The sequence below is a fragment of the Streptomyces nojiriensis genome (assembly GCF_017639205.1).
In the GTDB taxonomy this organism is placed as follows: Bacteria; Actinomycetota; Actinomycetes; order Streptomycetales; family Streptomycetaceae; genus Streptomyces; species Streptomyces nojiriensis.
The window spans coordinates 3,365,412-3,382,162 of record NZ_CP071139.1 but is presented as its reverse complement, the minus strand read 5'-3'; the positions used below and the strand labels follow the sequence as shown (position 1 = coordinate 3,382,162).

Annotated in this window: 15 protein-coding genes and 1 pseudogene; 8 read left to right on the top strand and 8 right to left on the bottom strand. The window is 72.0% G+C overall.

Features of this window, described 5'->3' with window-relative positions; genetic code table 11:
• Positions 1–36: 36 nt before the first annotated feature.
• Both JYK04_RS15805 and era read left to right on the top strand, forming a co-directional pair.
• Positions 37–1,332, top strand: coding sequence for a WxL domain-containing protein (locus tag JYK04_RS15805; protein ID WP_189737474.1), 1,296 nt, complete (start codon positions 37–39; stop codon positions 1,330–1,332).
• Between the two features lie 934 nt (positions 1,333–2,266).
• On the top strand, positions 2,267–3,217 hold the full coding sequence (gene era, locus JYK04_RS15800; protein WP_030384631.1) for a GTPase Era: 951 nt from the start codon (positions 2,267–2,269) through the stop codon (positions 3,215–3,217).
• Between the two features lie 110 nt (positions 3,218–3,327).
• Here the strand turns inward: era and JYK04_RS15795 are convergent.
• The 4 genes and pseudogenes from JYK04_RS15795 to JYK04_RS15780 all read right to left on the bottom strand — a co-directional run bounded on the left by JYK04_RS15795 (position 3,328) and on the right by JYK04_RS15780 (position 6,346).
• Positions 3,328–4,000 (bottom strand): annotated as a pseudogene (locus JYK04_RS15795) (SAM-dependent methyltransferase).
• A 119-nt stretch (positions 4,001–4,119) separates the two neighbouring features.
• Positions 4,120–4,938, bottom strand: a complete 819-nt coding sequence (locus JYK04_RS15790; protein ID WP_229875228.1) for a GNAT family N-acetyltransferase — start codon at positions 4,936–4,938, stop codon at positions 4,120–4,122.
• A gap of 52 nt (positions 4,939–4,990) precedes the next feature.
• Positions 4,991–5,260, bottom strand: a complete 270-nt coding sequence (locus JYK04_RS15785; protein WP_189736849.1) for a protealysin inhibitor emfourin — start codon at positions 5,258–5,260, stop codon at positions 4,991–4,993.
• 9 nt (positions 5,261–5,269) lie between these two features.
• Positions 5,270–6,346, bottom strand: a complete 1,077-nt coding sequence (locus tag JYK04_RS15780) for a M4 family metallopeptidase (protein ID WP_189736847.1) — start codon at positions 6,344–6,346, stop codon at positions 5,270–5,272.
• 366 nt (positions 6,347–6,712) lie between these two features.
• On the opposite strand from JYK04_RS15780, the gene leuA reads away from it, so the two are divergent.
• A complete protein-coding gene (gene leuA, locus JYK04_RS15775) occupies positions 6,713–8,476 on the top strand; it encodes a 2-isopropylmalate synthase (protein ID WP_189736845.1) in 1,764 nt (587 codons plus the stop codon).
• 117 nt (positions 8,477–8,593) lie between these two features.
• Here the strand turns inward: leuA and JYK04_RS15770 are convergent, their stop codons facing one another.
• On the bottom strand, positions 8,594–9,352 hold the full coding sequence (locus JYK04_RS15770; protein WP_189736843.1) for an SDR family NAD(P)-dependent oxidoreductase: 759 nt from the start codon (positions 9,350–9,352) through the stop codon (positions 8,594–8,596).
• Positions 9,353–9,523: 171 nt separating this feature from the next.
• On the opposite strand from JYK04_RS15770, the gene JYK04_RS15765 reads away from it, so the two are divergent.
• The 5 genes from JYK04_RS15765 to JYK04_RS15745 all read left to right on the top strand — a co-directional run bounded on the left by JYK04_RS15765 (position 9,524) and on the right by JYK04_RS15745 (position 14,601).
• The gene (locus tag JYK04_RS15765) at positions 9,524–10,219 is read left to right on the top strand and encodes a TerB family tellurite resistance protein (protein ID WP_229875224.1); all 696 of its coding nucleotides are present in this window, start codon (positions 9,524–9,526) and stop codon (positions 10,217–10,219) included.
• A 613-nt stretch (positions 10,220–10,832) separates the two neighbouring features.
• A complete protein-coding gene (locus JYK04_RS15760; RefSeq protein WP_189736839.1) occupies positions 10,833–12,317 on the top strand; it encodes a nucleobase:cation symporter-2 family protein in 1,485 nt (494 codons plus the stop codon).
• A gap of 109 nt (positions 12,318–12,426) precedes the next feature.
• Positions 12,427–13,173, top strand: a complete 747-nt coding sequence (gene recO, locus JYK04_RS15755; protein ID WP_030757462.1) for a DNA repair protein RecO — start codon at positions 12,427–12,429, stop codon at positions 13,171–13,173.
• Positions 13,174–13,184: 11 nt separating this feature from the next.
• Complete coding sequence (locus tag JYK04_RS15750) at positions 13,185–14,003, top strand: isoprenyl transferase (protein WP_189736837.1); 819 nt, start codon at positions 13,185–13,187, stop codon at positions 14,001–14,003.
• A 49-nt stretch (positions 14,004–14,052) separates the two neighbouring features.
• Positions 14,053–14,601: a YcxB family protein gene (locus JYK04_RS15745; RefSeq protein ID WP_189736835.1), complete on the top strand. Its 549-nt coding sequence runs from the start codon at positions 14,053–14,055 to the stop codon at positions 14,599–14,601.
• On the opposite strand, the gene JYK04_RS15740 is transcribed toward JYK04_RS15745, so the two are convergent.
• Genes JYK04_RS15740 through JYK04_RS15730 form a run of 3 tightly spaced genes read right to left on the bottom strand, consistent with a single transcriptional unit; the run spans position 14,598 to position 16,726 of the window.
• On the bottom strand, positions 14,598–15,026 hold the full coding sequence (locus tag JYK04_RS15740; RefSeq protein ID WP_078959026.1) for a Fur family transcriptional regulator: 429 nt from the start codon (positions 15,024–15,026) through the stop codon (positions 14,598–14,600). The two genes, JYK04_RS15745 and JYK04_RS15740, sit on opposite strands and share 4 nt — an antisense overlap.
• Before the next feature lie 42 nt (positions 15,027–15,068).
• On the bottom strand, positions 15,069–15,932 hold the full coding sequence (locus tag JYK04_RS15735) for a metal ABC transporter permease (RefSeq protein WP_189736833.1): 864 nt from the start codon (positions 15,930–15,932) through the stop codon (positions 15,069–15,071).
• Positions 15,932–16,726 carry a metal ABC transporter ATP-binding protein gene (locus tag JYK04_RS15730; RefSeq protein WP_189737468.1) on the bottom strand — a complete coding sequence of 265 codons (795 nt, stop codon included), beginning with the start codon at positions 16,724–16,726 and terminating at the stop codon, positions 15,932–15,934. Before JYK04_RS15730 ends, JYK04_RS15735 begins: the two co-directional genes overlap by 1 nt.
• Between the last annotated feature and the right edge of the window lie 25 nt (positions 16,727–16,751).

Here is a 16,751-nt window from a genome sequence, read left to right as displayed (position 1 = left end):
GGGGCGCGGAAGCGGAGATGGCCGGCGGCCGTGGGCATGGCCGTGCTGGCGGCCACGACCGGGGGCGCGCTGAGCGCACCCGCCGCGGCCGAGGGGGAGCCGCCCCCGGGCCAGGTGGACTTCCCGACCCACTGCCCGGCGCCCCAGGAGGCCGGGCTCCCGCCCGCGGACGGGCCGACCACCGCGCGGATCACCGTCGACAACCCGGCCCCGCAGGTCGGCGACACCGTCACCGTGACCTACCAGGTGGTCCGGACCCCCGCCCTCAACCCGGTCGGCGGCGAACTCCCCGCCGACGTGCTGACCCCGACCGGCCGGATCCTGCTGGCGGGCGCCCAGAGCGGCGAGGTCACCGTGGTCGGGGCCAAGCGCAACGACCCCGTCCCGGCGGGCGCGGCCCTCCCCGCCGTCACGATGACCGGCACCTTCACCGTCACCGCACCCGGCGAGACCACGCTCGCCCCGGGCGGCTACACCCTGCACACCGGCCACCTGCTGGACCTCGACACCACCTGTACCGCTGATGCCGCGTCCGCCGCCCCCGTCTCCGCCCGCCTGACCGCGACCGGGCTGCCGACGGCCAACCTGCGCAGCGTCTTCCTCGGCGCGGCCCAGGGCAGGCCGGGCGCCAGGGTCAAGGTCACCGCCGCCGGCTTCCCGCCGGGCGCGGCCGTCACGGTGGCCGGCCGGGCCGGCGCCGCCGAGACCGCCGACCGGGTGAGCGCCACCGCCGACGAGCTGGGCCGGGCCTTGGTCGAGCTGCCGGTCACGGACAGGGCCACCACCGCGGTGATCGCCTACGAGGGCGGCGCCTGGTCGGCGCGCCAGGGCTCGGGCCCGGCCGCGTACACGGTCATCGACGCGGCTCCGCCGCCGTCCGCCGCCACGCAGAAGGTCACGGCCACCGTCGAGGCGGGAGTCCTGGGCATGACCCAGACCGGCGAGGACATCACCCTGGGCGCGGTCCCGTACGGCGACGGCGGCGCCGCTCCCGGCCGGATCGGGACGGTGACCGTCACCGACGCCCGCGGCGGACCGGCCGGCTGGTCCCTGATCGGCAAGGTCACCGACTTCACCGGACCCGGCGGGATCCGCATCCCGGGCGCCTCCCTGTCCTGGACCCCGAGGTGCGTGGCGGCCGAGGGGAGCCGGAGCACCTGTACGCCGGGCAGCGCGGGCGTGGTCGGCCCGGAGGGGGCCCTCCTGGCCTCCACCCCCGACGCCCCCCTGGTCGGCGGCACCTTCACGATCGACGCCACGGTCACCCTGCGGGTGCCGCCGTACACCCCGCCGGGTGCGTACACGGCGGTCCTGACACTGACCCTGTCGTGACGCCCCGTCTCCCGGGGCTCCGCCCCGGACCCCGCGCCTCGATGGGCGGCGGGGCTGTTCTCGTCGCCGCCGGGCTCGTCCTCCTGTTCGCCGCGCCCGCCGAGTCCGCGGACGACGGCCCGTGGTCCGTGCTGCCCGCCGCGACAGGCGCCGGGCAGCGGCCCTGCTTCTACCTCGCCGCCGCGCCCGGCCAATCCGTCGCCGACGCCGTCACCCTCACCAACCGCACCGACCGGCCCCGCAGCTTCCGGCTGTACGCCGCCGACGCCTACAACACCGCCCGCGACGGCGGCTTCGCCCTGCGCGGACCGACGAGCCGCGGCTGGCCGCCGCCGCGTGGGCGAGGCTCGACCGGGAGCGGGTCACCGTGGCGGCCCGCTCGTCGGTCTCCGTCCGCTTCACCCTCACCGTTCCCGACCGGGCGGAACCGGGGGACCACCCCGGCGCCGTCGTGGCCCTGGAGGAACGGCCGGCGGCCGCGGCCGACACCGGCCGGGGGATCGGCGTACAGCAGGCCGTCGCCGCCCGGCTGTACCTGCGGGTGACCGGCCCCACCGCCCCCGCCCTCACCGTCCGGGGGGTCACCGTGCACCGTCGCGGCCCCGGCGCGGACGTCTCGTACACGCTCCACAACATCGGCAATGTCACCCTGCGCCCCCGGGCGACCCTCACCGCCACCGGCGCCTTCGGCCGCTCGCTCCTCGCCCGCGACTTCGGCGGGCTGCCCGCCGAACTGCTGCCGGGTCAGGAAGTGCGGCTCAGCGCCCGTTGGGAGGGCGCGCCCAGAGCGGAATGGGCCGAGGTCACGGTGCGCGCCCGGGCCGACGGAACCACAGCTCAGGGCCGTGCGGGCCTCGCCGAGTACCCCTCGCCGACGGCTGTGCCGACCCTTGCTGCCGTGATCTGGTCGGCGCTGGGAGCCGCATCGGGGAGAATGGCCCGTATGAGCGATCGTTCCCCCGAGTCCACCGCCCCGCACCGTGCGGGGTTCGCCTGCTTCGTCGGCCGCCCCAACGCGGGGAAGTCGACCCTCACCAACGCACTCGTGGGCACCAAGGTCGCGATCACCTCCAACCGGCCGCAGACCACCCGCCACACCGTTCGCGGCATCGTGCACCGCCCCGACGCCCAGCTCGTCCTCGTGGACACGCCCGGCCTGCACAAGCCGCGCACCCTGCTCGGCGAGCGCCTCAACGACGTCGTACGGACCACCTGGGCCGAGGTCGACGTCATCGGCTTCTGCCTGCCGGCCGACCAGAAGCTCGGCCCCGGCGACAAGTTCATCGCCAAGGAGCTGGCGGGGATCAAGAAGACCCCCAAGATCGCCATCATCACCAAGACCGACCTGGTGGAGTCCAAGCAGCTGGCCGAGCAGCTCCTCGCCGTGCACCAGCTCGGCGCCGAGCTCGGCTTCGAGTGGGCCGAGATCGTTCCCGTCTCGGCCGTCGGGGACACCCAGGTCCAGCTGCTGGCCGATCTGATCGCGCCCCTGCTGCCGGAGAGCCCGCCGCTGTACCCGGAGGGCGACCTCACCGACGAGCCCGAGATGGTCATGGTCGCGGAGCTGATCCGCGAGGCCGCGCTGGAGGGCGTACGGGACGAGCTCCCGCACTCCATCGCCGTGGTCGTCGAGGAGATGATCCCGCGCGAGAACCGTCCGGCGGACCGCCCGCTGCTCGACATCCACGCCAACGTCTACATCGAGCGGCCGAGCCAGAAGGGCATCATCATCGGCCCGAAGGGCTCCCGCCTGAAGGAGGTCGGGATGAAGTCGCGCAAGCACATCGAGGCGCTGCTCGGCACCCCGGTCTTCCTCGACCTGCACGTGAAGGTCGCCAAGGACTGGCAGCGGGACCCCAAGCAGCTGCGCAAGCTCGGTTTCTGAGGCGCGGACCGCGCCGAAGCGACGACGAACGGACGCCGCCCCGCACGGGGGCCGCGTCCGTTCGTCGTTCCGGCTGTCCGGCTGCCCGGCCGTCTGTCCGGCCCGTCCGGCTATGCGGGCCGGCGCACCCGGACCACGTTGTCCGTACGGGTTCCGGGCGTTCCGTCGGGCTGGTTCTGGATCCGCTCGGTCTCCTCGGCCCGCAGCACCTCCCAGCCCGCCGTGACCGGCTCCAGCTGCGCGAGGACCTCCGCGGGCGTGGGGAAGTGCGCCTCCTCCCGGTCCTCCTGCCACGGAGCCCAGCCCGCGTGGCCGACCACCAGCAGCGTGCCGCCGGGGGCCACGGCGGAGGCGGCCGTGCGCAGGACCGCGTCACGGGGGAAGTCCCCGTAGTTGTGCAGGAAGCACGCGGAGACGAGGTCGAACTCCCCCTGCGGGAAGGACTCCGTCAGGTCGTGCCGGGCGAAGGAGACGCGGTCGCCGACCCCGGCCTCCGCCGCGTGCTCGGCCGCCCGGCCGAGGGCGACCCCGGAGATGTCGGTCCCGGTGACCGTCCACCCGCGGCGGGCCAGCCAGACGGCGTCGGCGCCCTCTCCGCACCCCAGGTCCAGGGCCCGGCCCGGGGCGAGGTCGGACACCTCGTGCACCCAGCATGGCGTTGGCCTCGCCGCTCCAGATGCGGTGGCTCTCCCCGTACCGGCCGTCCCAGAACTCCTCGCCGGCCGCCGCCCCGGGCTCGGGGTGGTGGTGGGTGTGGGTGTGCGTGTGCGCGTGCTCGGTCATGGCTTCCTCTTCCAGTACGGGTGCCGGTGGGGCCGATGCTCCGCCCGCCCGACGGCGTACGGCAAATTTTGTTGCCGACCTGGCAAAGAGGAACGCAGCCTGCTGCCCGAGCGGGCGCGTCACGCCTGCGGTTCGGCGATCAGGGCCGTGGCCACCCGGCGGAAGCCGATGCGGGCGTAGACGCGGGCCACGTCCTCGTCGCCCGCCGACAGGAAGACCGTACGGGCCCCGCGCGCTCGGGCCTGCGCGACCAGGGCGGCCGTGACCCCGAGGGCCAGGCCCTGGCGGCGTGCCGACGGGAGCGTGCCGACGCCGACCACCTCGACGACGTCCCCGACCGGGTTGTACTGGCCCGCGCAGAGCACCACGCCGTCCCGTACGGCCGCGGCCAGGACCGTGCTGCCGGCCGCCAGCTTCCCGGCCACCCGGGCCCGGCCCGCCTCGGCCGCCGGTTCCGTCAGCGCCGCCGCCAGTTCCGCGGGGCCCGCCTCGCCGACCGCCGTTCCCGGGGCCGCGAAGGCCAGGGCCGGGACCGTCACGGCGGCGGCGAGCAGCGGGTCGTCGGCGTCGAAGAGACGGACTTCCGGGTGCGGCGGAAGGGCCTCGGCCGACGGGTCCAGGACCATCAGCGGGTGCGCGTGGACATGGAGTCCCGCCGCCTCCACCGCGGCCCGTAGCGAGGGGCTGGTTTCGGCCACCCACTCGAAGGCCTCGGGAACCTTCAGCTCCCGCTGGCGCTGCCAGACCCGCTCCACGTCGGCCCGGGTCGCCCCGGGGCCGCCGAGCGCGGGCCGCGCGTAGTACGGCCAGCCCGCGCCCTCCTGGACGAACAGGGTCAGGGGGCCGAAGTCCTCGGCGCGGGCCCCGCCCACCCGGGGCACCGTGTCGTAGTACCGCTCCAGCTCGGACAGCGTTGAATCGATCATGTGGTCGGTCATCCGGCCATCCAAACAAAGCGGCGCCGCGCGGGCACCCCCTTTCCGGACCCGCTCAGGCGCCCTCCTTCAGCACGCGCGAGATCAGCGCCCGCTGGGCGTCCGACAGGTTCGGCTCCGCGCAGGCCACCGTCCGCCCGTCCACCGTGATCCGGTAGGAGAAGCCGTCCCGCACCCGGTCCGCCGGGTCGCCCGGAGGACCGGGCCGCAGCGCGAGCTGGGCCAGGGCCCGCCACTCGCTCTCGTCCGGCCGGCCCGCGGTGTCCACCTCGGCCCGGCGCTCGATGCCCGCGAAGCCGCCCGTCCGTATCACCTGGATGCGCATGGGTGCCCTCTACCCCGCGAGCGGGACACCCACCGCGGACCACGCCTTCTGGAGCGCCTGGTGCTCGGCGCCGCCGGCCCCGTACCGGGTCACGGCCGCCGCGGTCGAGAGCCGGGCGAAGTCCGCGAAGTTCGCCCTGGGGGTGAGGTCGCCGCCGGTCAGGGTGTCGTACCAGATCTGCCCGGCCCGCTCCCAGGCCTTGCCGCCCAGCTCGGTCGCCACGATGTAGAAGGCGTGGTTGGGGATGCCGGAGTTGATGTGGACGCCGCCGTTGTCGCTGTGGGTGTTCACGTAGTCGTCCATCGTGGCCGGCTGCGGGTCCTTGCCGAGTTCGTCGTCGTCGTACGCGGTGCCCGGTGCCTTCATCGAGCGCAGCGCGACCCCGGTGACATTGGGGCCGAGCAGCCCGGCCCCGATCAGCCAGTCGGCCTCCTCGGCCGTCTGTTCCAGCGAGTACTGCTTGATCAGCGAGCCGAAGACGTCCGACATCGACTCGTTGAGGGCGCCCGACTGTCCGCGGTAGGTCAGGTTCGCCGTGTACTGGGTGACCCCGTGGGTCAGCTCGTGGCCGATGACGTCCACCGACACGGTGAAGTCGAGGAAGAGGTCCCCGTCGCCGTCGCCGAAGACCATCTGCTGCCCGTCCCAGAAGGCGTTGTTGTACTCCTCGTCGTAGTGGACGGTCGCGTCCAGGGGGAGCCCGGAGTCGTCGATCGAGCGCCGGCCGAAGCCCTTCAGGAACAGCTCGTACGTCGCCCCGAGCCCCGCGTAGGCGCGGTTGACGGTGGCGTCCTTGCTCAGCGGGTCGCCCTCCCCGCGGACCTTCGTCCCGGGCAGCCTGGTGCGGTGCTGGGCGTCGTAGATCGTCCGGTCCGGATCGTCGGAGGCCGGCGCGGTGAGGGTGGGGACGATCCCGCGGACGGCGGTGATCCGGCGCCGGGTGCGCAGCAGGGAGTCGCGCTCCAGGGTGCGCTGGGCGAGGTCGGCGCGGCGGGAGTCCTCGGACAGGGCGGCCTTGTCGAGGAGGTGCGGGGGTACGACCGTGCAGAAGACGGGGTGATGGCGGTGGGTGTGGGAGGCATCCATGCCCGGCAATGTGGCAGTGGGTCATGGCGGTGTCACTACCTGCGACCATGATTCATTCACTTGTCTGAAAGTGGCGGCGCTGGATTGACGGAAAGGCCGGACCCGGGCGGAGTGAAGGAGGCTTGGCTCACATTTGGTGCAAATCGGACGCTCGGGTCTTGCATACTGAAACAGGTCCTCGCGTCACGGCGCGGCTCGGCTAGGCTCGGCCCATCATGCGTTTCGGGCTGCTTCTCCTTAGCTGCCGCGGCGAGGGTCTGTAGTCGTAGGCCGACCCCCTCCCCGCGGAGTTTGGTGTTGCGGTTTTCACTACCGCCGTCGGCCGTCCCAGCGAACTACACGCGGACACGCGAGGAGCCCAACGCCATGAGCCAGCAGCCTTTTGTCGGTCGCCCCACGCCCATCACCAACGCGACCCACACCCAGAAGTCCTCCGGGATGCCGATCCACAAGTACGGCTCGTACGAGCAGGTGGACATCCCCGACCGCACCTGGCCGGACGCCCGCGTCACCAAGGCCCCCCGCTGGCTCTCCACCGACCTGCGCGACGGCAACCAGTCGCTGATCGACCCGATGACCCCCGCCCGCAAGCGCGAGATGTTCGACCTGCTGGTGCGCATGGGCTACAAGGAGATCGAGGTCGGCTTCCCCTCTTCCGGCGACACCGACTTCGCCTTCGTGCGCTCCATCATCGAAGAGGGCGCCATCCCGGACGACGTCACCATCTCCGTACTGACCCAGGCCCGCGAGGACCTGATCGAGCGGACCGTGGAGTCCCTGGTCGGCGCCAAGCGCGCCACCGTCCACCTGTACAACGCGACCGCCCCGACCTTCCGCCGGGTCGTCTTCCGCGGCTCCAAGGAGCAGATCAAGCAGATCGCCGTCGACGGCACCCGCCTGGTCATGGAGTACGCCGAGAAGCTGCTGGGCTCCGAGACCACGTTCGGCTACCAGTACAGCCCGGAGATCTTCACCGACACCGAGCTGGACTTCGCCCTGGAGGTCTGCGAGGCCGTCTGCGACGTCTGGCAGCCGGCCGAGGGCCGCGAGATCATCCTGAACCTGCCCGCCACCGTGGAGCGCTCGACGCCGTCCACGCACGCGGACCGCTTCGAGTGGATGGCCCGCAACCTGACCCGCCGCGAGCACGTCTGCATCTCCGTCCACCCGCACAACGACCGCGGCACCGCCGTCGCCGCCGCCGAGCTGGCCCTGATGGCCGGCGCCGACCGCATCGAGGGCTGCCTGTTCGGGCAGGGCGAGCGCACCGGCAACGTCGACCTGATCACCCTGGGCATGAACCTGTTCTCCCAGGGCATCGACCCGCAGATCGACTTCTCGCAGATCGACGAGATCCGTCGCACCAGCGAGTACTGCAACCAGATGGAGGTCCACCCGCGCCACCCCTACGCGGGAGACCTGGTCTACACCGCCTTCTCCGGCTCCCACCAGGACGCCATCAAGAAGGGCTTCGACGCCATGGAGGCCGACGCGGCCGCCCAGGGCAAGACGGTCGACGACATCGAGTGGGCGGTCCCGTACCTGCCCATCGACCCGAAGGACGTCGGCCGTTCCTACGAGGCGGTCATCCGGGTCAACTCGCAGTCCGGCAAGGGCGGCATCGCGTACGTCCTGAAGAACGACCACAAGCTGGACCTGCCGCGCCGCATGCAGATCGAGTTCTCCCGGATCATCCAGGCCAAGACCGACGCCGAGGGCGGCGAGGTCACGCCGAAGGCGATCTGGGACGTGTTCTCCGACGAGTACCTGCCCAACCCCGAGAACCCGTGGGGCCGCATCCAGCTGCGCTCCGGTTCGACGGCCACCGACAAGGACGGCACGGACACGCTGACCGTCGAGGCGGTCGTGGACGGTGTGGAGACGGTCCTGGACGGCACCGGCAACGGTCCGATCTCGGCCTTCTTCGACGCGCTGGCCGGCATCGGCGTCGACGCCCGCCTGCTGGACTACACCGAGCACACGATGAGCGAGGGCGCTTCCGCCGTGGCCGCCTCGTACATCGAGTGCGCGATCGACGGCCGTGTCCTGTGGGGCATCGGCATCGACGCCAACACCACCCGCGCCTCCCTGAAGGCGGTCATCTCCGCCGTCAACCGCGCGGGCCGCTGACCCCTCGTACGTGAACCCCGCCCCTCCCTTCCGGAGGGGCGGGGTTCCGTCGTTCCCACGCCGGCCCGACCCGGCCCGGCGGCGCTGCGGCGGGGGCGGAGCAGGGCAGGGGCGGGCTCAGCGGGCCAGGTAGCCGCCGTCCACCGGCAGGATCACGCCCGTCACGAACGAGGCCGCGTCCGAGGCCAGGAAGGCGATGACGCGGGCCACCTCCTCGGGCTCCCCGAGGCGGCCCATCGGGTGCGCCCCCGTGATCTCCGACAGGTACTCCGGCCCGCCCGGCTCGTCCTTCAGCGCGATCACCCGCTCCGTACGGATGGTTCCCGGCGCCACCGCGTTGACCCGGATCCCGTGCGCGGCCCACTCCACCGCGAGGTGCTTCGTCAGCCCCGACGCCACGAACTTCGCGGGTCCGTAGGCGGCTTGGCGGGCCTGCCCGGCCACTCCCGAGATCGAGGACACGCAGACCAGGGCCCCACCGGGGCGCGGCTGCGCGGTCATCGCCTCGATGGCGTACTTGCAGGTCAGGAACATTCCGCGGCCGTCGACCGCCATGACGTGGTCCCAGTCCTCGGGACTGGTCTCCCGTACGTCGGAGAGGGGGAGCACCCCGGCGTTCGCCACGGCGACGTCCAGGCGCCCGTACGCCCCGACGGCGGCCGCGACCATCGCGCGGTTGGCCTCCGGATCGGCGACGTCACCGGCGACCGCGGTGATCGCGTACCCCTCGTCGGCCAGTTCCGTACGCAGGGCCTCGACCCCGGGGCCGTTGATGTCGGCCGCGGTCACCCGGGCCCCGGAGCGGGCCAGCAGCAGGGCGGTGGCCCGGCCGATCCCGCTCGCGGCGCCGGTGACCAGACAGGACTTCTCGTTCATGCGGCGAACCCTAGAGGGGGCGGGGAGGGCGCGGTGGGACCCCGGGGGCGCAGACCGGCCAAGTCCGGGGCCCGGCACATGTTGTCTTGTCACACGACTGACGCATCCTCACCGATGTGGCTAACATCACGCCCACCCGGCGATGTTGCCGGAAGGTTACGGAGGTGCGACGTGCTGCCAGTTCGGGGTGGGGACGGCCGGAAGCTGACGGTCTGGGGCACCCGTACCACCTGGAGCACCGTGGGGGACGGGGAGTTCTTCTGCCCCGCCTGCGGTGGGGACCGCAATTACCGCAGGCGGACCGGGCGGCGCCGGTTCACCGTCCTCGGCGTGCCGCTGCTGCCCCGCGGACAGGCCGGGCCCGTCATCGAGTGCCAGGGCTGCCGCGCGCGCTTCGCCACCGACGTCCTGGACCACCTCACCACGACCCGCTTCACGGCCCTCCTGCGCGACGCCGTGCACACCGTGGCGCTGGCCGTGCTCACCGCGGGCGGAACGGCCTCGCGCGGCACGCTGGAGGCCGCGGCGGGCGCCGTACGGGCCGCGGGCTTCCAGGACTGCACCGAGGAGCAGCTGGAGTCCCTCGTGGAGGCGCTGTCCACGGACGAGGGCCGGCTCGGGCTGTACGACGTCCCGGAGTGCTGCGGGGCCGCGCTGTCGATAGAGCTCCACGAGGCCCTGGAGCCGCTGGCTCCGCACCTGGCCGGCCCGGGCCGTGAATCGATCCTGCTGCAGGGGGCCCGTATCGCACTCGCGGACGGCCCGTACACCCCGGCCGAGCGCGAGGTGCTCGCGACGGTCGGCTCGGCGCTGCGGATCGACACGGACGAGGTGACCCGACTGCTGTCGGCGGTACGCGCCCCCTGAGGGGGCGTTCCCGCGGATCTCACGCGAGCGGCCCTGTGCGCATTCACCGCGCAGGGCCGCTCGTGTCCGATCCGTGGACTCCGGAGGGGCCTGTTCCGCCCAAAACGGCCTTCCACGACGTAACGATCCGGCCTCGCAGGGCCTGTTTCGGGACGCGTGAACGCCGTGTGAAGGGCGCCGGCGCGCGCTCCGCGCCCGATGTGTCCACCAGTCGGACGGGCGGAACAGCGCCTTCGAGTTTGCCTGCCCGAAGGGCTGCAAACCCCATATCCGCACGTCACGGGGCAGCTGCTTCACGGGTGCGCGGCGGGAAGGCGCGGCTCCGCACCGCTGTGCGCATACGCCTGCCGAAGGCTCCGCACCACTGGAGAAACCTACAGATCGAGCAGGCCTGAGCGTCAACAGTTTGTCGAAGTCGACGATATGTGTGAGGCCTCCCACAGGCGTTCAATTCCGGTCACACGACAAGACGGCGCCGTTAACACAGCGCGGCTTCGATTCACTTCACCGTGAACGCACTGACAACCCTGGCGTACCAACGGGTTAGCGACCCACTACGCCCAGGGACAACCAGATCTCCTCTCACTTACCTACCTTGAAGGGCAAGGCTGAGATGGCACGTGTCGCCGCCCGGCTTTCCACCGACGGAGAGCAGAGCACGCACCCGGTCGACGAGGTGCTCCCCCTCCCCAAGCTCGCGCTGTACGGCTTCCAGCACGTACTCGCCTTCTACGCCGGCGCGGTGATCGTCCCGATCATCGTCGGCAACGCGCTGAAGCTGAGCCCTGAACAGCTGGTCTACCTGATCAACGCGGACCTCTTCACCTGCGGTATCGCCTCGATCATCCAGGCCTGGGGCATCGGCCGGATCGGTGCGCGCCTGCCGCTGATCCAGGGCGTGACCTTCACCGCCGTCTCCCCGATGATCGCCATCGGTCTCGGCGCCGGCGGCGGTACCGCCGCCCTGCTGGTCATCTACGGCGCGGTGATCACCGCCGGTATCGCCACCTTCGCCTTCGCCTGGCTTCCGGCCAAGGCGTTCCGGACGGTGATGCGGCTGTTCCCGCCGGTCGTCACCGGCACGGTGATCACCGTTCTGGGCATCGTCCTGATCCCGGTCGGTCTCAACGACGCGGCCGGCGGCCTCGGCAGCCCCGACTTCGGAGACCCGAAGAACTTCGCCTACGCCGGCGGCACGATGCTCTTCATCCTGATCCTGATGAAGATCGGCAAGCCGTTCCTCTCCAGCATCTCGATCCTCCTCGGCCTGGTCGTCGGCACCACCACCGCCTTCCTGCTCGGCGACGCGAAGTTCGGCGACGTGAGCAAGTCCGAGTGGATCGGCGTCACCACCCCCTTCCACTTCGGTGCCCCGAAGTTCGAGTGGTTCCCGATCGTCCTGATGCTCATCGTCATGCTGATCACCATGGTCGAGACGACCGGTGACACCTACGCCGTCGGTGACATCGTCGGCAAGGAGGTCGACAGCGAGACCGTGGCCCGCGCCCTGCGTGCCGACGGCGCCGCGACCGCACTCGGCGGTGTCCTCAACTCCTTCCCGTACGTGGCCTTCGCCGAGAACGTCGGCCTGGTGCGGATGACGAAGGTGAAGAGCCGGTTCGTGGTGGTCGCCGCGGGCGTCTTCATGATCGTCCTGGGCCTGCTGCCCAAGGCCGCCGCGATCGTCGCCGCCGTCCCGCACGGAGTCCTCGGCGGCGCCGCGACCGTCATGTTCGCCATGGTCGCCCTGGCCGGTATCCAGACCCTGGCCAAGGTGGACCTGAAGGAGGAGAGGAACGCGCTGATCGTCGGCGTCTCCCTCGCCTTCGCCCTGCTCCCCGCGACCGTCCCGGTCCTCTTCACCAAGCACATGGACCCGGACCTGTCCTCGCTCCTCAACAGCGGTGTGACGCTTGGTGCCACGGCCGCCATCGTCCTGAACCTGGTCTTCAACGGCCTGGGCAAGGACGGCGCCCACGACGCCCACGACGCCCCCAAGGTCGAACTGCCCGCCCAGCCGACGGCGGGCGAGGAGTCCGAGGCAGTCGTACCGGACCGGTCGGGCGAGGGCGAAGCAGCCCGGACGCCCGCCTCCTGACCCTCCCAAGGGGTGACCCCGGCCGGGCCCCGCGCCCGGCCGGGGCCGCTGCCGTGTACGGCGGGCACGCGCTGCCCGTGGTCGCGCCGCCGTACGGGACAATGGGCGCATGAGTCTGTTCCGCGACGACGGCATCGTGCTGCGCACCCAGAAGCTGGGTGAGGCGGACCGCATCATCACGCTGCTGACCCGCGGCCACGGCCGGGTCCGGGCCGTCGCCCGCGGGGTCCGGCGCACGAAGTCCAAATTCGGCGCCCGGCTGGAACCTTTCTCCCACGCCGACGTGCAGTTCTTCGCCCGCGGCAGCGAACTGATCGGCCGCAGCCTGCCGCTCTGCACCCAGACCGAGATCATCGCCCCGTACGGCAACGGCATCGTCACCGACTACGCCCGCTACACCGCCGGCACCGCCATGCTGGAGACCGCCGAGCGGTTCACCGAGAACGAGGGCGAGCCCGCCGTGCAGCAGTACCTGCTGCTCGTCGGAGCCCTGCGCACCCTCTCGCGCGGCGAGCACGAGCCCCACCTGATCCTCGACGCCTTCCTGCTGCGCTCCCTCGCCGTCAACGGCTACGCGCCCAGCTTCGAGGACTGCGCGAAGTGCGGCATCCACGGACCCAACCGGCACTTCTCCGTCGCCGCGGGCGGGGTCATATGCGGGGACTGCCGGGTGCCCGGCAGCGTCGTACCCTCATCGGAGGCCATCGCCCTGCTCAGCGCCCTGCTGACGGGCGACTGGGGGCATGCCGACGCGTGCGAGGCGCGTCACGTGCGGGAGGGCAGCGGGCTGGTCTCCGCCTATTTGCACTGGCATCTGGAGCGCGGGCTACGCTCCTTGCGTTACGTCGAGAAATAGGAGCTGGGCACATGGTACGACGCGGGATTCTGGGACGCTCTCGCCGGGAGTACAAGGTTCCCGAGCCGCACCCGTCCGGTGCGGTCCCGCCGAAGATCCCCGGCGAGCTGGTCCCGAACCACGTCGCCGTCGTCATGGACGGCAACGGCCGCTGGGCGAAGGAGCGCGGTCTGCCGCGCACCGAGGGGCACAAGGTCGGCGAGGGCGTCGTGCTCGACGTGCTCAAGGGCTGCCTGGAGATGGGCGTCAAGAACCTCTCCCTGTACGCCTTCTCGACGGAGAACTGGAAGCGCTCGCCCGACGAGGTCCGCTTCCTGATGAACTTCAACCGCGATGTCATCCGGCGCCGCCGCGACGAGATGAACGAGCTGGGCATCCGCATCCGCTGGGTCGGCCGCATGCCGAAGATGTGGAAGTCGGTCGTCCAGGAGCTCCAGGTCGCGCAGGAGCAGACCGTCGACAACGACGCCATGACCCTGTACTTCTGCGTCAACTACGGCGGCCGCGCGGAGATCGCGGACGCGGCGCAGGCGATCGCCCGCGACGTGGCGGCCGGCCGGCTGGACCCGTCGAAGGTGAACGAGAAGACCTTCGCGAAGTACATGTACTACCCGGACATGCCGGACGTGGACCTCTTCCTGCGCCCCAGCGGCGAGCAGCGCACCTCCAACTACCTGCTCTGGCAGAGCGCGTACGCCGAGATGGTCTTCCAGGACGTGCTGTGGCCGGACTTCGACCGCCGCAACCTCTGGGCGGCCTGCCTGGAGTACGCCCAGCGCGACCGCCGCTTCGGCGGCGCAGTCCCGAACCAGCCGGAATCCACGGCCTGACGGGGGCGCGTGGCCGCCGGACCCGACCACGCCGGTAGGGTCCGCTGTCATGAACACGAATGACCAGGCGGTTCGGCGGGACGAGCGGACGGTCGAGCTCGTCTACCGGACCACCACGGCGGACATCGCGCAGGCGCTCCGTGCCCGGGACGCCCACACGGCCGCGGGGCGGCGCAGGCGATGGGCGTTTCCCCTCGCCGGAACGTTCGGGATCGGTCTCGGCGTCCTGGTGATCGTGACCGACGGGACCGTCGCCGGAGCGCCGACGGGCCTGATGACCGCCGGCGTGGTGCTCTGGGTGATCACCCTGTTCGGTCCGCGGATCCAGGCCCGGGCCTTCCGCGGACTGCTGGAGAGGTCGGGGGAGACCCGGGCCGTCATAGACGGCTCGGGAGCCCTGGTGACGGCGGCGTCCTGCGAGTCGCGCATCGGCTGGGCCGCGCAGCCGAGGTACGTGGAGACGGCCGACGCGTTCGTCATGCTGAGCGACGACAAGCAGGCGGTGTCCATGACGGTCCTGCCCAAGCGGGGCATCCAGGCACCGGGCGACGCCGACGCGCTGCGGGCCATCCTGGACGCGAACCTGCGGCGGCTCTAGACCGCGGCGGCGCAGTCGGCGCAGGTGCCGAAGATCTCCACCGTGTGGGCGACGTTCACGTAGCCGTGCTCGGCCGCGATGGACTCCGCCCACTTCTCCACGGCCGGGCCCTCCACCTCGACGGCCTTGCCGCACTTGCGGCAGACCAGGTGGTGGTGGTGATCTCCGGTGGAGCACCGGCGGTAGACGGACTCGCCGTCGCTGGTGCGCAGGACGTCGACCTCGCCGGCGTCCGCGAGGGACTGGAGGGTGCGGTAGACGGTGGTCAGGCCCACGGAGTCGCCACGGTGCTTGAGCATGTCGTGGAGCTCCTGGGCGCTGCGGAACTCGTCCACCTCGTCCAGTGCCGCCGCGACCGCGGCCCGCTGCCGGGTGGATCGTCCTCGTACTGGCGCGGTATTCATCTCGCCAGGCGCAGTCGCCACCGGTTCCTCCTCGTATAGGCCTGCGGCCATTGTGCCAGCCCGCTAGACCTTCACATCGTCGCGCGTGCAGACCTCTTCGGCCGCGAGCGCGGCTCTGGCCCGGCGCCTGGCCAGAGGGGCGGAGAGGGCGGTCATCACCATGAAGACGCCGATCGCGAGCAGCACGATCGTCGCGCCCGAGGGCACGTTGATGTAGTAGGTGGCCGCCGTGCCGGTCAGCGAGACGGTCACGCTGATGGCCATGGCCAGGCCCAGCGTGGCGGCGAAACTGCGGGTGAGGCGCTGGGCGGCCGCGACCGGGATCACCAGCATCGCGCTGACCAGCAGCAGGCCGACGATGCGCATCGCGACGGTGACGGTGACGGCGGCGGTGACCGCGATCAGCAGGTTCAGGGCGCGCACGGGCAGGCCGGTGACCCGGGCGAACTCCTCGTCCTGGCAGACGGCGAAGAGCTGCCTGCGCAGGCCGATGGCCACGGCGAGGACGAAGGCGGCGAGGATCGCCATCGCGGTCACGTCCTCGGCGGCGACGGTGGTGATCGAGCCGAACATGGAGCCCAGGAGGCTGGCCGTCTGCCCGCCCCCGAGGTTGATGATCATGACGCCGCCGGCGAGGCCGCCGTAGAAGAGCATGGCGAGGGCGACGTCCCCGCTGGTCCTGCCGCGGGCCCGGATCAGTTCCATGCCGACGGCGCCGACGACGGCGACGAGCGTCGCCATCCAGACCGGGCTGGTCTGGAGCACGAAGCCGAGCGCGACACCGGTCATGGCGACGTGGCCGAGGCCGTCGCCCATGAGCGCCTGGCGGCGCTGGACGAGGTAGGTGCCGATGGCGGGGGCCGTGATGCCGACCAGGGCCGCCGCGATCAGCGCTCGCTGCATGAAGGCGTAGTCGAGGATGTCCATCAGCTCAGCAGTCCCGTCCGCAGGGGCCCGGCGTCGTGCGCCGCGTGGGGGTGTACGTGGTCGTGGCCGGGCAGGGCGTGCTGCCCCACGGCCTCCGGGGGCGGTCCGTCGTGGACGACGCAGCCGTCGCGCAGGACGACGGCACGGTCGATCAGGGGCTCCAGCGGGCCCAGCTCGTGCAGTACGAGCAGGACGGTGGAGCCGGCGGCGACCTGCGCGCGCAGGGCGTTCGCCAGGACCTGCTGGTTGGCGAGGTCCACGCCCGCCATCGGCTCGTCCATGATCAGCAGCTCGGGTTCGACGGCGAGCGCCCGGGCGATGAGGACGCGCTGGTGCTGGCCGCCGGAGAGGGCGTCCACCGAGACGTCGGCGTGCGAGTCCATGTCGACCAGGGCCAGGGCGTGCTCGATGGCGGCGTGGTCGGCCTTGCGGAGGAGGCCGAAGCGGGTGCGGGCGAGCCGGCCGGAGGAGACGACCTCGCGGACGGTGGCCGGGACGCCGCCGGCGGCGGTGGTGCGCTGGGGGACGTACCCGATGCGCGACCAGTCGCGGAAGCGCTTGAAGTCCGTGCCGAAGAGATTGAGGGTTCCGTCGGTCAGCGGGACCTGGCCGACCACGGCGCGGACGGCCGTGGACTTGCCGGAGCCGTTGGCACCGAGCAGCGCGACGACCTCACCGCGGTGGACGGTGAGGTCGATCCCGCGCAGCACGGGGCGCGAGCCGAGCGAGGCCGTGGCCCCGCGCAGGGATATGACGGGCGGCTGTTCCGCTGCCTGTCCCGGGGTGGACTGCATGGCTCGCGCCTCCGTTGCTGCTGTC

Excerpts from the sequence above, each read along its gene's own strand:
- JYK04_RS15780 (WP_189736847.1), bottom strand. The coding sequence starts at position 6,346 with ATGGATGCCTCCCACACCCACCGCCATCACCCCGTCTTCTGCACGGTC.
- JYK04_RS15785 (WP_189736849.1), bottom strand. The coding sequence starts at position 5,260 with ATGCGCATCCAGGTGATACGGACGGGCGGCTTCGCGGGCATCGAGCGC.
- JYK04_RS15805 (WP_189737474.1), top strand. The coding sequence starts at position 37 with ATGGCCGTGCTGGCGGCCACGACCGGGGGCGCGCTGAGCGCACCCGCC.
- JYK04_RS15735 (WP_189736833.1), bottom strand. The coding sequence starts at position 15,932 with ATGGACATCCTCGACTACGCCTTCATGCAGCGAGCGCTGATCGCGGCG.
- JYK04_RS15790 (WP_229875228.1), bottom strand. The coding sequence starts at position 4,938 with ATGACCGACCACATGATCGATTCAACGCTGTCCGAGCTGGAGCGGTAC.
- JYK04_RS15730 (WP_189737468.1), bottom strand. The coding sequence starts at position 16,726 with ATGCAGTCCACCCCGGGACAGGCAGCGGAACAGCCGCCCGTCATATCC.
- JYK04_RS15770 (WP_189736843.1), bottom strand. The coding sequence starts at position 9,352 with ATGAACGAGAAGTCCTGTCTGGTCACCGGCGCCGCGAGCGGGATCGGC.
- recO (WP_030757462.1), top strand. The coding sequence starts at position 12,427 with ATGAGTCTGTTCCGCGACGACGGCATCGTGCTGCGCACCCAGAAGCTG.
- leuA (WP_189736845.1), top strand. The coding sequence starts at position 6,713 with ATGAGCCAGCAGCCTTTTGTCGGTCGCCCCACGCCCATCACCAACGCG.
- JYK04_RS15745 (WP_189736835.1), top strand. The coding sequence starts at position 14,053 with ATGAACACGAATGACCAGGCGGTTCGGCGGGACGAGCGGACGGTCGAG.
- JYK04_RS15750 (WP_189736837.1), top strand. The coding sequence starts at position 13,185 with ATGGTACGACGCGGGATTCTGGGACGCTCTCGCCGGGAGTACAAGGTT.
- JYK04_RS15760 (WP_189736839.1), top strand. The coding sequence starts at position 10,833 with ATGGCACGTGTCGCCGCCCGGCTTTCCACCGACGGAGAGCAGAGCACG.
- era (WP_030384631.1), top strand. The coding sequence starts at position 2,267 with ATGGCCCGTATGAGCGATCGTTCCCCCGAGTCCACCGCCCCGCACCGT.